13 protein-coding genes are annotated in these 16536 nt (G+C 48.9%); 1 reads left to right on the top strand and 12 read right to left on the bottom strand.

The features are described from left to right. Positions 1-31 precede the first annotated feature (31 nt). A complete protein-coding gene (locus tag PAEVO_RS04645) occupies positions 32-754 on the bottom strand; it encodes a response regulator transcription factor (RefSeq protein ID WP_100536483.1) in 723 nt (240 codons plus the stop codon). 234 nt (positions 755-988) lie between these two features. On the opposite strand from PAEVO_RS04645, the gene PAEVO_RS04640 reads away from it, so the two are divergent. Then, positions 989-4339 (top strand): discoidin domain-containing protein, encoded by a 3351-nt coding sequence (locus PAEVO_RS04640; RefSeq protein WP_100536482.1) that lies wholly within the window; start codon positions 989-991, stop codon positions 4337-4339. Between the two features lie 90 nt (positions 4340-4429). On the opposite strand, the gene PAEVO_RS04635 is transcribed toward PAEVO_RS04640, so the two are convergent. The 11 genes from PAEVO_RS04635 to PAEVO_RS04585 all read right to left on the bottom strand — a co-directional run bounded on the left by PAEVO_RS04635 (position 4430) and on the right by PAEVO_RS04585 (position 16503). Then, entirely contained in the window at positions 4430-5503 is a 1074-nt protein-coding gene (locus tag PAEVO_RS04635) for a ThiF family adenylyltransferase (protein WP_279300463.1), read from the bottom strand. Between the two features lie 181 nt (positions 5504-5684). Continuing rightward, positions 5685-6290 (bottom strand): phosphotransferase, encoded by a 606-nt coding sequence (locus tag PAEVO_RS04630; RefSeq protein ID WP_243390626.1) that lies wholly within the window; start codon positions 6288-6290, stop codon positions 5685-5687. A gap of 510 nt (positions 6291-6800) precedes the next feature. Beyond that, the gene (locus PAEVO_RS04625; RefSeq protein ID WP_100536479.1) at positions 6801-8354 is read right to left on the bottom strand and encodes an ABC-F family ATP-binding cassette domain-containing protein; all 1554 of its coding nucleotides are present in this window, start codon (positions 8352-8354) and stop codon (positions 6801-6803) included. 122 nt (positions 8355-8476) lie between these two features. After that, entirely contained in the window at positions 8477-9472 is a 996-nt protein-coding gene (locus tag PAEVO_RS04620; protein WP_100536478.1) for a hypothetical protein, read from the bottom strand. Then, positions 9459-10013 (bottom strand): hypothetical protein, encoded by a 555-nt coding sequence (locus tag PAEVO_RS04615; RefSeq protein WP_100536477.1) that lies wholly within the window; start codon positions 10011-10013, stop codon positions 9459-9461. The genes PAEVO_RS04620 and PAEVO_RS04615 overlap by 14 nt, the downstream gene beginning before the upstream one ends. A 5-nt stretch (positions 10014-10018) precedes the next feature. Further along, complete coding sequence (locus PAEVO_RS04610; protein ID WP_243390625.1) at positions 10019-10414, bottom strand: hypothetical protein; 396 nt, start codon at positions 10412-10414, stop codon at positions 10019-10021. A 24-nt stretch (positions 10415-10438) separates the two neighbouring features. Then, positions 10439-10897, bottom strand: a complete 459-nt coding sequence (locus PAEVO_RS04605) for an ABC transporter permease (RefSeq protein ID WP_100536476.1) — start codon at positions 10895-10897, stop codon at positions 10439-10441. 73 nt (positions 10898-10970) lie between these two features. Next, the gene (locus PAEVO_RS04600; protein WP_100536475.1) at positions 10971-13043 is read right to left on the bottom strand and encodes a hypothetical protein; all 2073 of its coding nucleotides are present in this window, start codon (positions 13041-13043) and stop codon (positions 10971-10973) included. Continuing rightward, positions 13033-14943 (bottom strand): ATPase, T2SS/T4P/T4SS family, encoded by a 1911-nt coding sequence (locus PAEVO_RS04595; protein ID WP_100536474.1) that lies wholly within the window; start codon positions 14941-14943, stop codon positions 13033-13035. The genes PAEVO_RS04600 and PAEVO_RS04595 overlap by 11 nt, the downstream gene beginning before the upstream one ends. After that, entirely contained in the window at positions 14930-15799 is an 870-nt protein-coding gene (locus tag PAEVO_RS04590) for a CpaE/TadZ family protein (RefSeq protein ID WP_100536473.1), read from the bottom strand. The genes PAEVO_RS04595 and PAEVO_RS04590 overlap by 14 nt, the downstream gene beginning before the upstream one ends. Continuing rightward, positions 15796-16503: a hypothetical protein gene (locus PAEVO_RS04585; protein WP_100536472.1), complete on the bottom strand. Its 708-nt coding sequence runs from the start codon at positions 16501-16503 to the stop codon at positions 15796-15798. Before PAEVO_RS04585 ends, PAEVO_RS04590 begins: the two co-directional genes overlap by 4 nt. Positions 16504-16536 lie beyond the last annotated feature (33 nt).

Genomic DNA, 16536 nt, shown 5'->3' with positions numbered 1-16536 from the left:
TACTATGGAATTATATCAAAGACCGTCTTCCTCACGGAAGGCGGTCTTTTTTGCTTGCAGCATTGATTTCTTCCTGCGATAGCAGTTTATATCCGGTCCCCCGAATCGTACGCAGCAGCTTTTGTTTGCGCCCTCTATCGATTTTCTCTCTCAAATGAAGAATATAGACATCTACCACGTTGGTGCCCGTATGAAAATCGTAATCCCATACCTGTTTTAATATATCCTCACGCGTGCATACCTGGCCCTGCCTTCTAGCCAAAAACAGCAGCAGATCATATTCGCGATGAGTCAGCTCGATTACTTCCTCTGCTCGGGATACATTCCGGCTCAGAGGATCAATCACCAGATCCCCGATTCGGATGACTTCCTCCTGTTCCATGCGACCCGTCTGAAATAGTTTCAGAAAATTGGCAATACGCGCCAAAAGCTCCCTTGTATCTCTGTCATTAGGGATATAGTCATGGGCACCTGCCTCCAATGCCTGAATGGCTTCATCAGAACCGTCATTTCCGATGACGATGATCGGGACCTGTTCCCTTTTGCCTGTCAACCGCTCCACGAGATTGAATTCGCTCATGCCCGGCAATCTGCTGTCGATAAGCAGCAGGTCTGCGCCTGAGCGCTGCAAAACGGCGACTACCTCCGAATAATTCATGGCATGTTTAACCTTATAACCCGCTTGTTCTAAAAGCTCCATAACGGTCTGGACCCGATCTTGATTGTCTGCCGCGATCAAAATTACTTTCTCCACGGGTTCCCCCCCGCTTTCAACGCTTAATAATGTAAGTATGTCTGATTCATCCTGTTTTCACTCGAAAAGATGCTGGGATCACATACGATTTCCGTAGAATTACATCTTATCTCCGATGCGACGCTATTTTTATAATGGGATAAAGGATTAGGAAAGGGGGATATCTTCAAAATTCCGCTTGTTCAATCGGAAAGGAAAGTATGGTGTGAACACACTTTGGAGGAGGAAAATAACATGCGCAACAAACTCGTGGTATGGCCTCTTGTCATGGCTATGCTGATTTCTATCGTATGCACGGCTGCAGGGCCGCCCGCACCGGTTTCAGCCGCAGGCGAAACCAACCTCTCGCTTGGCAAAGCTGTAACAGCAAGTGGTCAATCCCAAACCTATGGGCCGGCTAACGTTAACGATGGCAATCAGGGCTCATACTGGGAAAGCACGAATCATGCATTCCCGCAGTGGATTCAAGTCGATCTCGGTGCTGACACCAGCATCAACCGGATCGTCCTTAAACTTCCTGCCACCTGGGAGTCACGGACACAAACGCTAACCGTGCAGGGCAGCTCGAACGGTTCCACATTCTCAAATATGGTGGACTCGGCCGACTATGAATTCAACCCGTCTACAGCAGGAAACTCGGTGACTATCCATTTTGACGAAGCAAGCACGCGATATGTTCGCCTGACCGTAACCAGCAATACGACTTGGCCGGCAGCACAGCTGTCGGAGTTTGAAATTTATGGACCATCGGTCTCCCCGCCAACACCTCCGACGGGTAACAACATCGCGAGCGGCAAACCGATTACAGCCTCCTCAAGCACCTTCACGTATGCAGCAACCCATGCTAACGACAACGACATCCAAACCTACTGGGAAGGCGGAAGCAATCCAAGCACCCTGACGCTCGACTTGGGAACCGATCACGATATCACCACCATCGTACTGAAGCTCAATCCGTCTCAGGCGTGGAGTTCGCGCACCCAAACCATACAAGTGCTCGGGCATGACCAGAGCACAACGAATTTCAGTAATTTGGTATCGCCACAGTCATATGCGTTCAATCCCGCGTCCGGCAACTTTGTGACGATTCCCGTAACGGCAACCGTTAAACGCCTACAATTGAACATAACGTCCAATTCCGGCGCACCGGCCGGGCAGATTGCGGAATTCGAAGTGTACGGCACAGCCGGCGAGAATCCGGACCTGACCATTACGGATATGTCCTGGACTCCTTCTTCTCCGATTGAAAACGATGACATTACACTGAGTACTACAGTTAAAAACATTGGGAACGTGGAAGCTGGGGCTACGACGGTCAATTTTTACCTGAATGGCGCTAAAGCAGGCTCCTCCCCGGTAGGTCCGCTTGCGGCAGGAGCATCCACCACGGTAACATTACAAGCCGGAACCAAAGCGGCTGGATCCTATTCCGTCAGTGCGAAGGTCGATGAGGATAATGAAATCATGGAACAGAATAACGAAAACAACAGCTATTCGCATACAACCCCTCTGGTTATTGGTAGCGTTGAAAGCTCTGATTTGATAGGAACCGTGCAATGGTCACCCGCCACTCCTGTCGCAGGGAATGCAGTAGCCTTTACCGTTAATCTTAAGAACCATGGCAACAAAGCCACGGCAAGCGGATCCCACGCGATTTCCGTCGCTCTGAAAAATCCCGCCGGTTCAACGATTCAAACCTTCACCGGTGGTTATGATGGCGCGCTTGCTGCAGGTTCCTCCGCCGCTGTCCATATTCCGGGCACATGGACAGCGGAAAATGGCAGCTACACGTTAACAACCACCGTGGCACCCGATGCAAACGAAGTACCCGTCAAACGGGAGAACAACGTCAGCCAGGCCAATCTCACGGTATATTCCTCCCGTGGCGCCAGCATGCCATATACCCGATACGATACGGATGATGCATTACGCAGCGGCGGGGCTCTGCTGAAGACGGCACCGACTTTCGATCAAGCGCTCACAGCATCGGAAGCATCCGGCCAACGTTATGTAGCACTTCCTTCCAACGGGTCCAATCTGGAATGGACGGTTCGGCCAGGTGAAGGCGGGGCCGGCGTAACCATGCGTTATACGATGCCGGACTCACCCGACGGCATGGGATTGACTGGCTCACTCGACGTGTATGTAAATGGCACAAAGAAAAAAACCGTTCCATTGACTTCCTACTACAGCTGGCAGTATTTCTCCAGCGATCATCCTGCAGATGAGCCTGGGGGAGGACGCCCTCTCTTCCGGTTCGATGAAGTACACTGGAAGATGGATACGCCGCTCCAGCCGGGAGACAAAATTCGGATTCAAAAGTCCAATGCCGATAACCTGGAATATGGCGTTGATTTTATCGAAATCGAGCCGGTACCGACGGCTATCGCCCGCCCGGCCAACTCGGTATCCGTAACGGATTTCGGTGCAGCGCCAAACGATGGCCAAGATGACCTACCGGCGTTTGAAGCTGCTGTGCAGGCTGCCGCTTCAACCGGCAAAACCTTATACATTCCTGAAGGGACATTCCATCTGGGCAACATGTGGAAGATCGGTTCGGTTGGGAATATGATGGATGACATCAAGATTATGGGCGCAGGCATCTGGCATACAAACATTCAATTTACCAACCCGAACGCCGCTTCTGGCGGGATTTCACTTCGGATCACGGGCCAGCTTGACTTCAGCCATATCTACCTCAACTCAAATCTGCGGTCACGTTATAATCAAAATGCAATCTACAAGGGATTTATGGATAATTTCGGCACCAACTCCAAAATACACAATGTGTGGGTCGAGCATTTTGAGTGCGGCTTCTGGGTAGGCGATTATGCGCATACCCCAGCCATTATCGCGGAGGGTCTAATCATTGAAAACAGCCGGATCCGCAATAATCTGGCGGATGGGGTCAATTTTGCCCAAGGAACCAGCCATTCAACTGTTCGTAACAGCAGCATTCGAAATAACGGAGACGATGGTCTCGCCGTATGGACGAGTAACGTCAATGGCGCACCTGCGGGCGTTAACAACACCTTCTCGTATAATACCATCGAAAATAATTGGCGTGCGGCAGCCATTGCATTCTTTGGGGGAAGTGGTCATAAGGCTACTCACAACCTGATTGTTGACACCGTAGGCGGATCTGGTATTCGAATGAATACCGTGTTCCCGGGGTACCATTTCCAAAACAATACCGGCATTCTGTTCTCCGATACAACGATCATGGGGAGTGGAACCAGTAAAGACCTGTACGATGGCGAGCGCGGCGCGATCGATCTGGAAGCATCGAATGATGCGATTCGCAATGTCACGTTTACCAACATCGATATCTTGAACACCCAGCGCAGTGCCGTTCAGCTTGGTTATGGTGGCGGCTTTCAGAACATCGTATTTAACAACATCCATATTGACGGTACAGGGCTTGACGGGATTACATCCTCAAGATTCTCGAATCCTCATCCTGGTGCGGCGATTTACACCTATACGGGCAATGGGTCGGCAACATTTAACAATCTGACAACGCAAAATATCGCTCATCCGGATCGGTTTTTCATTCAGAACGGTTTTCAATTGATCGTGCAATAATCCGGCTTATACATCAAAAGGAGGAGTCTTTTGCGACTCCTCCTTTTGTAACTGACGGATATATAGATTAGTAACGCAAGTTGTCGCAGATTAACCACCAACGTATTGATTATACAGCGACCTGGCCTTAGCGATATCCGATGTGCCATGTACCAGGGTTCTCCCGTCCCGGAATATAACCAGACGATGCGGAGTCACCTGATAGATGATCATATACGGCGTTACGGTTGCTTTTCCTTGATGAAGCCTGTTCAATCGATCGGCCATTTCATCCAGCTGAAGCTGCATGGGGCTGGCAGGCCTGATCTGTACCGTATCCCTACCGCACAACACTTCGCTTTTATCAGCAAGTTCAGCCGTCAAATAAGGATATTTCGGATGCTCACCGCATGTGGGGCAGTCTGATTGCTTCGCTCGGTCTACGCCAAACTCCACCCGTTCATTACGCCATAAGTCGAATGACAGCATCTTTTTTCTAAGAACATGTCGGTGTCCCGATAAAAGCTTCATCGCTTCCATCGTTTGATGAGCAGCGACCATCTGTACCGCTTGAGGAAGAATTCCGTTAATGTCGCAGGTGTCACCGCCCAAGGGAATCGTTCCTAGCAAACAGTTCAAGCATGGCGTCTCTCCCGGCAAGAATGTGTAACTCATTCCGGAGCTTCCGACGCAGCCTCCGTATATCCACGGGATTCCATGCTTATATCCGATATCGTTCAGGATCAGCCGGGTTCCGAAATTATCGGTAGCGTCCATCATTAAATCAACGCCTTGACAGAGTACCGCCAGTTCCTGCGCACGTACATCCATAACGATACCATCCACGATACCGTCTGAATTAATTTCGGATAACCGCTTGGCCGCTGCTACGGCCTTCGGCAATCGATCGATCGCGTCCTGTTCGGTAAACAGCTGCTGACGCTGCAGATTGCTCCATTCCACGTAATCCCGATCCACGATAGTTACATGCCCGACACCTGCGCGAACCAAAGTTTCCGCTACGGCGCTTCCCAGCGCACCAGCTCCAAGAACAAGCACGTGACTGTCCCGGAGGCGAAGCTGGCCTTCTTTTCCAAATGGCGTAAACCGCTCTTGCCTAGAATACCGATCCTCTCGTTCCATATGAACTGTTACACCGCGGTCCGTGGACTCCGAGGCGGCCATGAAGAGAGGCACCGTACGATTTACTTCCTCCCTGTTATCGCTTAAACCAGACATGAATTTTCCTCCGATCAATAACTGCAAATCTTCTAAATAAAAGAAGACTTCATGAAGTTTTTAGACGACGACCCATGATTAAAAATACCCATCCCACGAAGAGGATGGGCTGTTTAACTATTTCAACCTAATACAACCTAGTATTCAACGCCTTCTCCAGTATAGCGCGATGACGCAGAATCCAGGCCGCACTCCGCGCCCTCCAGGCCAATCCCCACAGAACGCCTTCCGTTTCCGGCGTGACCTGCAGCTCAATCGCTTCCTCTGCCGTTTCCCGAACGACCACCTCCACGATCAAATCAAAGAGGGCAGCCCTACTAGCTGGATCGACGCCATATGCGTCAACCAATAGACGGAGCTGCCTTGCACGAACCTCTGCGTTTGGCAAACCAACCCGTTCAGCTACATCATCATCATGCAGCTGAGGAAAGAGCCAACATACGCGGGCTAGTTCAACAAGTGGATGTACAGGTCCGGCGTATTCCCAGTCAATTAGTGCAATCGGCATCCCATCACGGGTAACCATGTTCCAAGGAGCCATATCACCATGGCTGTATACCACCCGGGTATCACCCAGTTCCCGCAGGAACCACGGTTTCCAGACCATCCCGGGTTGCGGATTAAATGTAGCCGAAGCGTCATGAAGCCGACGCAACAATTGTCCTACCTCGACGATACCTTCGTCGCTCCATGGTCCGGGATGAACAAATTCGCCTTCGATATAACTTAACATCTCTTGGTCTTTCTCATTACATCCTGAGCCTATAATTTCCGGTATCGAGGTAAACCCTGATTGCCTCAGGTGTCTCAACAAAGAGTGTACAGCCGGAGTCCAGGCTCCGGATGGTCGGTACACAATCTGGCCACGCCGTACTACCAACTTCTCGCGAGAGAGTATGACGTCTTCTCCCTGATTTGAGTTGTTTTCCGAATTCATTTAATACGACTCCCTTCAGAAGGGAATTACACAGGTCATGGGGCTAAGGATGCGAATCCCCTTCATATAATAATGCCCCGATGGATAGGTCCATGTCTTCCATCCGCATCTCCTCCGTTCGTTTCAGGTTATTTCTAGCATATCACAAATGCGCTTCCTCCATAAACCATTTCCGTACGCCCCATTTGCCGGATATACCAAAGGAGGACAGGCAGCAATTTGCCCATCCTCCTTATGAAACTAATAAACTCATTCTTATTAAGATTTGATATATCCTGGCAGAGAGCAGGATTATGATTCTGATAATCAGGAATTCTGATTGGACCAATCTTCGACGTTCCAGATCTTGGTCACCCAATCCTCGTAAAACTCAGGTTCGTGGGAAACCAGCAGGATCGTGCCTTTATATTCTTTCAACGCACGTCTTAGTTCCTCCTTAGCCACAACATCAAGGTGATTGGTCGGTTCGTCAAACAGAATCCAGTTGCTTTCGCGCATCAGAAGTTTACACAGACGGACCTTGGCTTGCTCCCCGCCACTCAGTGCCTTCATTGGACGGGTAATATGCTCGTTTTTGAGTCCGCAGCGTGCAAGCGCTGCACGAACCTCGTGCTGGTTCAAATGTGAAAATTCGTTCCACACATCATCAATCGGCGTAATATTCCCTGGACGTACTTCCTGCTCAAAATAAGCAGGCACTAGGAAATCCCCTTGATACGTCTTCCCGGAGAGCGCCGGGATTTTGCCTAATATGGTCTTCAGCAGCGTTGATTTACCTACGCCATTACAGCCTACAATGGCAATTTTCTCTCCTCGCTCGATGAGGATATTCATTTTGGGGAGCAATGGTCGATCGTATCCGATCTCAAAGTCTATTCCCTCGAATACCGTTTTACCGCTGGCACGGGATTCCTTGAAGTTAAACACAGGTTTAGCCGCTTCCTCCGGGCGGTCAATCCGCTCCATACGATCGAGCTGCTTCTCCCGGCTCTTCGCTCGGCCAGAGGTGGAATAACGGGCCTTGTTCCGCTGAATGAAGTCTTCCTGTTTCTTGATGAACTCCTGCTGCTTCTCGTAAGCATCGATATGCTGGTTCTTATTGATATCGGCCATTTCCAGGAACTTCTCGTAGTTTGCTGTATAGCGAGTTAACTTCGCAAATTCCAAATGATAGATCACATCCACCACCTGGTTCATAAATTCCGTATCATGGGATATCAAAATGAAAGCATATGGGTATTGCTTCAAATATTGAGTGAGCCATTCAATATGCTCAACATCCAGATAGTTGGTGGGCTCGTCCAATAACAGTACGTTCGGCTTCTCCAGAAGAAGCTTCGCAAGCAATACTTTGGTACGCTGTCCCCCGCTTAACGTCGCAACATCGCGATCCAGGCCAATGACGGATAACCCAAGACCATTCGCCATCTCTTCAACCTTTACGTCCAACATGTAGAAATCCCCAATATCCAGCTGCTCCTGAATTTCACCCATTTGCTCGAGCAGCAGCTCCAACTCTTCAGGAGAAGCATCACTCATCTTATTGGTGATCTCCAACATTTCCTTTTCCAGCTCCAGCAGGGGCAGGAAGGCATCCTTCAGTACATCGCGAACCGTTTTGCCGGGTGTCAACTTGGTATGCTGATCCAGGTATCCGTACCGGATTTTCGGTGTCCACTCCACCTTGCCGCTGTCTTTCAACAGCTGCCCGGTCAAAATATTCATTAGTGTTGATTTGCCTACGCCGTTTGCTCCAACCAAACCAACGTGTTCGCCTGCCAACAAACGAAAGGATACATTCTTAAATAGAGTACGTTCCCCGAAATTATGCGATACGTTCTCTACAGTCAATAAACTCATGGCTATAGTAACTCCTGTCTGTATAAAATGAACTTATTTCATGTTAATTTAGCGAAATATACACAGTCAAGAGTTTATTGTATCACATCATGGAGTCCGGCAGAAACCATAACTTTCAGGGATTAGGGGACACCGGGATTGGAACAGCTTTTCTCCTGATAACCGGCGGCCGCTGCCTCCTTGGCCCTCGGAAACACTTCTTCCACGCGATAGTTGTATTGGCAGACATCACGATAATAATATTTGAGTCCCCTGCTATCCACCCCTCCGAAATAGACCGGGGCTTTAACGAGTCTGCCGCCTCCAAGTGCATAATTATTATAATACTGATCGCCCATGGGAATGCCTTGAATAAACGCCATCATACCGATATCATCAATCGTATTCACCCACTCTTCCTGGGATATCAACGGAAGCGCGAACGTATAGGATATTCCGTTCCGGAGCGCCATTTGGTTGTGCCGCTGTATGTAATATGCAAGATGATCTTGAACGGCATTCACAATCGTGATTCGCCTGACTTGTTCGAACATATCCTTATCTTCCAGCAAAGCTACACCCGTCCTGCCGGCCAGATCCTCTCGAAAGCCAGAGTGCCAGAGGGAGGAACCTCCACCTGATTCATGTACCTGTACGAAGGAATCCAATGTAAACTGGAGGCTGTTGCCCCTGCCATCATTCCAGGCATAAGGAATTTTGGGTGTCCATCTGTGTTCTATGAGCTCCTCCCCATACGCGTTGGTGAAGGTTTGCGAAACATACATATAATACCCGTCATAATCCAGAACCACGATGGCAGGTATGTACCACCACAGGGCATTCTGCGCAGCCGGATCATCCGCGATCCCCATATTGATGTACAACGTCCGGGAAAAGGACTCCAGCGCCCGCTCTTTGTCCGCACGCATAAACTTTAAAGAATCATATGCCGACTCTTTGTCCTGGGTCTCATTCTCGTTCAGCATCATCCCGCCGTCTTGGACGGCAGTGCGCAGAGCAGCCGAGTATTTCATCTCTACGTACCGAACATCCTCCAGACTCTCAGCACGCATGCCCAGGATGAGAAACATGGGGAAAAACACGGCGGTAAATACGATGGCAAGATCAGTAATCTTCATTCAGAACCAAGCCTCCGTAAGGGAATGCGATTGCTGCTTTTCCACCTGAATTTGATCCCGTCAGCGCATCGAACATGATCAGTCCGGGCGTTCGATTCAACGTACTGACATTTACCTGGAAGTGATCACCGGCCGTTAGACGGTATCGGCGACTGTCATCGTTTTTATCAACATTCGACTCCGGGAATAGATAGTCCATAACATCTTCCTGATAATAAGCATCATATACGACGGAGTAGCGATTCAGGAATGTTCCAGGATCTGAAGGATCGGCATATTCGGGGTGGTACTTCTTGTGATGATGCTCCATCTCCACATTGTAAATGTTCCCGGTAGCTGCCAGCTCTTGCAGGAAGTCATTGTACATGATCGGGGTAATATACCCCTTCGTACGAACACTGTCCACGAATTTGGTGACGGATTGATAAACAACGAGCCGTGACAGATCATCCTGTCTTCTGGCCATCTCCCCTGCGGGAACCAAATACAGCAAAAGAAGCGCCAGAAAGGCAGCAAACCATTTCGAAACCGAGTTTGACATTGTTGTTACCTCACTTTAACAAACTGGATGCTCTCCACGAATCCATCGATTCTCCGAACGTACTCCGCATCATAACGGGCGTTCGTATCAATGACCGAAAGATCCAGCTCCTCCTGATTACTTCCGGATCGGAATCTTACACCATCCACATACATATCGAAGCCGCCAGCTTGAACCTCTCGCAGCGTGAATAATACTTCGCTTCCCTTATAAGTCAGCTTCCTGATCTCGTTTGTCATCTCTACGGTGATCACACCAGCATGCTGCTCCTGAGTCATTCTGCCAGCGGCTGATATACCGCCATCCACCATCGTCTGAATATGGAATGCATACAGGACAGCGCCAAGAAATAATGCCACCCCTGCTGCCAATTCAAGTGCGCTTATGGTTTGTTCACGCAAGGCAAGTCACCTTTCTGTTCAGAACTATTGATCGAATTTGATGCCTCTGATCACGTTGGAATCATCCTTAACGATGGTGGCCTTAAATTTTCCGCTTGGATTGACGTATTCTGGGCTTTTCTCATCCATAACGAAATCGATATTCCCTTGTCTTGAATCCGGATTGAGAATCGAACCGTCCTTCTCCAATACATTGCCGTACCATTGCCCTGCTTTATTTTTCCCTGTTGCTATGAAAACGCCGAATTGATCCTTGTCCTTGTATTTGCGCAGTGCGTTCGTCACCTGAGAACCGCTGATTGTTGTTCCGTCATACACGGTAAATGCTGCCTGGGATAGCTCTGTCTGAATATCCGAAAAATTGTTCTGAGCAGTTTTGGTTGCCTCCTGCGCCGAAATGAACAAAATAACAACAATGGTAATCAAAGCAATGGTCAGAAATATACCTGCCGCAACCTTTAAAGCGGATGATGCATTATTCATTGAAATCCCCCTCATTCTCTCATTTATTATTTGAACCTATGGATATAATTCCGCGTTGACAATCCTTGTATCGTTATAACCGTTGAATGTGCTCATAGTACGTTTCCATTTGGGAGAAACTCATGCCGATTAGCGGGATGACAAGATACATAAAGATCAGCGCATACATCGGAGTAAAACCGATCATTCGCCCCCATGCGGCCTTCGTGTCGATCATCGCTTCATACTCCTGCTTGCGCTGCTCGAAACTGAATACCATTTCTCCATCGAGGTCATCAAAAACATCCTTGATCGGTACTTTATCTACCGCAAGCAGCAGCTTGTCCACCAGCCGCTGAAATTCAGGAAACCAGACGTCTTCCTTCAGCTCCAGCAATGCCAACTGTGCGCCATGTTCGTAATGAAGCAAGCTTTTTTGAATGGGAATCTTAAAAATAACTGCAAACCGATTTAACCATTCTAAGATGGCCTCAACCGAGATACGCTCCATTCCGCGCAGTATGGATATGACTGTCTGAAACTGATAAATTTCATGCCGCATTTCCATATTGCGTACTTTCCGGTGAAAATGCAGCAGCCATAATGGCGCCGCATATGCAGTCACACCTGCCAGAAAGGATAGGAGCAACTCCCACCATTTCAAATACTCGCTATCATAGCGCTGCAGTTTGGTCATAATTCGATCGGTTGTGATCTCAACTTGTTCCTTGGTCAATGGAGTAGGTTCTGTCTCATTAATCATCTGCTTGACCTGATCATCGGTTACATCCGGCGACATATGCAATTGTTCCATAAGCAGCCGATCGCGCTCAACCGTTTCCTCTGCCTGCCGACGCTCGATCTCATTCATCTGGCCGAACAGAGAAGGGGTCAAGGAAACGGGGGCATACAGCAGATGATGTTTAGCCTGCACATGCAGGCCTATTGCCAGCGATAACGACAGGAACAAAGCCAGGAAAAAGAACGTCATTCTTCTGATATAGAGCCATTCGAACTTGATTCGCGCGTTGCTTTCCTTTAGTAGCCGCACCTGCCTGTCATATTTCACCGTACCAGGTGTTGGAGCCATCACCTTCACAAGCCAGCGTATCATAGGAATCCGGTACATCCTTTCTTCCAAGGTCATCTTCTGAACCTCTGCGCGGTAGTCCGTTTCCCGATTTTGCTGAAGCTTCTGAAGCAGGATGTAAGAAATGAGAATAATGACATAAATCGATATCTTGGTCATAAAACCGAGCTTGCTCATATAAAACTCGTCCATCGACGGAAAACTGCTTCTGGCCCAGCGTTCAATCGGTTTGGTGAAAAAGACCGGAGCCAACGCAATCACATTCAAGCCCTTCATTAAATAATCCAGCTTGTCTCTGCGCAATATTTCCAATTGGATCTCCTTGGTCAATCCGCTTAGTCCATGCAGATAGATAGAGCCCTGTTTTCTCGCGTGATCGCCAAACTCCATGACAAGATGTGAAATGCCCGCAAACGCTTTAAGATATCGGTTCGGCGCTACCTCATAATACCTCTCCAGCTCGTCATCAGGATCGTTTGATACCAAGGCATTGTAGATCCGATGAGCATGCATAGAGATTTCATGTCCTGAAGTCTCAGCCCCTTCGTACAAAGCTTCCTCTACCATTCCATGCTGCTGATAGTGATGGCGGACCGAGGAGAACAATTCAACCGATTGGATAAGGATTCTTCGTTCCAGTCGGTTAATGAACATCTCAACGAGCATATTGTTAATAACCACTGCTGCGAGAATAACAATGACAATAAACCCCGGGTCCGGATGACTCCATATAAGGAGCATGGCGGTAAAACCGATCGTGCCGGTAATCGCGAAGGCTAATCTCACTGTTTCAAACCGGAGTGATATTTCGTCGTAGGGATGCAAGATCGTGATTCGCTGTCTGATCCGTTTAAGATAGGCTTGGATTATCGGGAGCTTCATCCCATACATATAGGCCAATTGAAACCATTGCAGGTACATCCCGCGCAGTGATCTTACCTCGCCCGCGCCCACCTTTACGGCCGTTTCCTCACGATACCCTCGTCTTCTGCTCATCCACGACACGATACCGAACGTGATGGAAAACAGCGCCAGGGATATGATTAAAATCAGTATCAACACATCTTTAGAGGTCACTTTGATTCCCCCACCCTGAAGCCAGAAACATTCTGAATTCTTCGGCATCTTCCGGATGCATCTGCTCCGTCATTTCGCGAACACTGCATTCGGATAACTTGGCGGCAGCGATATAGGTCCCGTCCCGATATTCAATCACATTGCGGGATTCGAAATAACTTACCTCGTTCAATCTCCGCATATGTTCTGCACTTAACTGAAAATACTGCTCCACGCTGCTCTTCCAGCTGTTTTCTGAAGTTCCCTCGAATGGTGGCAGGGATCCCTTCTCAACCGGGATGCACTCCGTAATACGCTCTATGTAACGGTTACCGTAAGCGTCTCTCCTTAGATGTATATCAAAGTTGATCACGCTGACCACCTGCTGCTCAGCAATATGCTCTTGCCTGAAAACGCCGCTCTTGAGCAGGGAGTTGCGCAAGGATTGTACAAGGTCTTTGAATGTCTTGGCATGATGGGTAAACACGGTAAACAAACTTGCCACTTGGGACATCTGTATCATCCATGACGCTACCTCGTCGCTGGCAACCTCACCAAGAATATTAACTGTACCGTCCGTCTTCTTCTGCAGATCCAGACCGGCCTGCCCACTAATATGCTCGGTTTCCCTGAAGCTGAGAATGTTCCTGCGGCTATAGATTTTCCTTAAATGCAGCTCAAAGGCCATCTCCTGAACCCGAAGGGTATAAGACGCATAAATATGACCAACCATCGCCATGAGCAGGGTTGTTTTTCCGGAACCCTGAGCACCGGTGATTGCCGTAATCCGGCTGCCTTTCATTAAATACCTCAACAAACCGATTACCAATTCCGAGCCGTTTCCCGTAATTAACTGATCAAGCGAAGCCTTGGGCAGATCAAACTTGCGAACAAAGAACGCCCAGGACTCGGCAAATGGTGGCCGGACCACAACGACCCTGGAGCCATCCTTCATCTCATTCACTTTATAACCGCTAGCTTCTGAAAGCTGCCCGGGATGATTGTACTTGTATATGTTTTGACATACCCTCTTCAATTCCAGCATCGAACCAAACGATAAAAAAGCTAGATGCAGCGACACCCCTCGATAAAAAATCCATACACTCTCACGGCCTGTTGCTGGCGATTCGGGATGCGAAAAACTTAGCCCCAAGAACTCATCCTGGGTGTGTAAGATATCCTGTCTGCTGTCACTGTTGACAGGAATGCCACTAACCCCGCCACTGATCCCGTCGATCCGTTGATCCCTGATTTCATCCACAACGGAAAAGCCTTTGTACTGCTGATAAATGCGCTGGACGACGATGTCAAGCTTCTGCTGAAACAAGAGCGGACGCTGCTCTGACTCATAGATATATGCGATGTCCTCCGCGGTAACCGCATACACGCTGCCCTCTCCGTAACCAGGTATCACGCGCGGACCTGCAAGATCGTAGGTTTCAAGAAGTACGGATAAAGCCTCCTCCCCATGCCTCTGCTTATACAGGTATAATATGATCTCGAATTGATCCTGGGCTGTTAACTCGGTCAGGTTTTCGAACGGAATGGCTGCATGAATGTTGGACTCGTTCAAACCCAGATCTCGGACCAGCAGCTGTTTTAAAAAGTCCTTTACATAGGCTTTATCCAGCACATCTCCGGATACGCAGCCCTTGAGAGCACTTCGCAATTCACTTCGCTTGTTCAGCCTTCGGCGATACTCCTCCTCGTGTAGCCCTAAATCAGATAACTGGCTGTGCGTCAGCTGATGAAGACTATCTTTAACAAACGCAGTCATTGCTTCTAGCGAATATGGGTCGGATCTCCGTGAAATCGTAGCCGCCGGCTTTCGGGTATCCAAATAACGCAGATATACAAACAGCAATCCAAACAAAATCATGACGATGATCCATATCGTATTCAAGGAATTACCCAAGAGCATGCAGGCCTCCCGCTTTCGAACCGCCGGAAGGAAGACCAAGGTGTTCAGCCGCGGCATCCGCCAGATTACGAACAGCATCATATAGTGGGCTCATGCGTTTGAGGTCAGCGCCTCCTCGACTTCGCTGCATGTAGGGCATAACTGAGCGCATATTCCATGCATCCGTCATACCGGAACAATACGGGACACCAAGTACCATCGCTTTGATGCCAAATCGGCGCTTGATATTTTGCAGTGTACAATGGCTCTCCCGGTCATATTTGCCGACGATGTACAAGCATTCCTTGTCCTTCACTTCAGGGGGCAGCTTCACCTGGTTAAGCTCACTCTCCAGGACATGCATATTCTGATTCAATCCAACCACGATTAAGTCTGCCGCTCGAAGTATCGCACAATCTGCCGCTCCAGGGGCTCCATTGCCTGCATCGGCTATCGTGACGTCGTAACTTCGCTTGGAGGACTCCATAACTCTGGTCATAAGTTCAGCCTGTTTCCCGTCCCCCCCACTTCTTGCGGCATGTATATCATCGGCGGACATGGGTTTCGGTCCACATAAAAGATCGAGCCGATCAGACAGGAGCGGCAAGGTATAATTACGTACATTCTCCGGGTTCAGTCTCCCGCTTGTACTAAGCCGTTCCAAGGCATCCATTCCGGTATCTTGAAAAGCCGTCATATAATCTAATGATTCCTGCTTATAGGTAAAGGCTTGTTCTACTCGTTCCCCAGCATGTCCACCATGGGCGAGCAGCACTTTGACCTGATATTCGAACGCCAATACGATAGGTAAACTCGAGGCTAACATCGTACTGCCGCTGCCGCTCATCAAGGGACTCCATACAGCAATCAGACTCATGCATGCCTCCTTCCTGCTTGCCGAAGTGCCCGGCGAATATGCCGGTGCTCCATTTCCGTTAACCTGCGGAGAAGTTCGGTAAGCGATCGTTTATACTGTCTGGACAATGGCTTGATGCCCAGTCTCCCTGCATGTTCATTTTTTATTTTCAAAGCGAAAAACAATTCATCCCATGGCATTTTTACGGGCGGACCCAGCCACTGAATCCGGCTGTCTTCCAGATAGCCTTCAATGTAGGTTTCATCCATCAAATCTTCAATGACCTGAACATATACCCGATGGAAAGGCGGCATCGGATCATCAGTTCTTGCGGCTCTCAGTTCATCAAGCAAGACCGTACTCTTACGCAGTCCTGTTACCTCGAATCCGCTAACCCAAACATGGGCATCTGCTGTATCCCACTGCATCTTGTCCAGAAATTCCGACTTCTCCACGTCCATGATGATATAGTCATACTTCTTCTCCTCTGTTTCTTCCAGATAGTCCATCAGCGACGTATAGTTCTCAAATCCGGTTGCCACGTCGAATCCGGCAAACTCCATAACCGGCAGCTGCGGATGTATCACGCCTATGCAATGTTTGTACTTCGCATCCATCGCACCATCCACAAGCAGTACCCGGTTGTCTCCATTAGCTAATATTTTGCACATGTAGAGGAGCATGTCGCTCTTATCACAGATGCCTGTAAATATCCACGTCTTCATTTTGATTTCACTCCTTCACTTACCATCTGTTCT

The organism is Paenibacillus sp. GM2FR, assembly GCF_002803325.1.
GTDB classification, from domain to species: Bacteria; Bacillota; Bacilli; order Paenibacillales; family Paenibacillaceae; genus Paenibacillus_AQ; species Paenibacillus_AQ lautus.
Note: the sequence above shows the minus strand (reverse complement) of the source record. Positions and strands in the feature narration are given on the sequence as shown.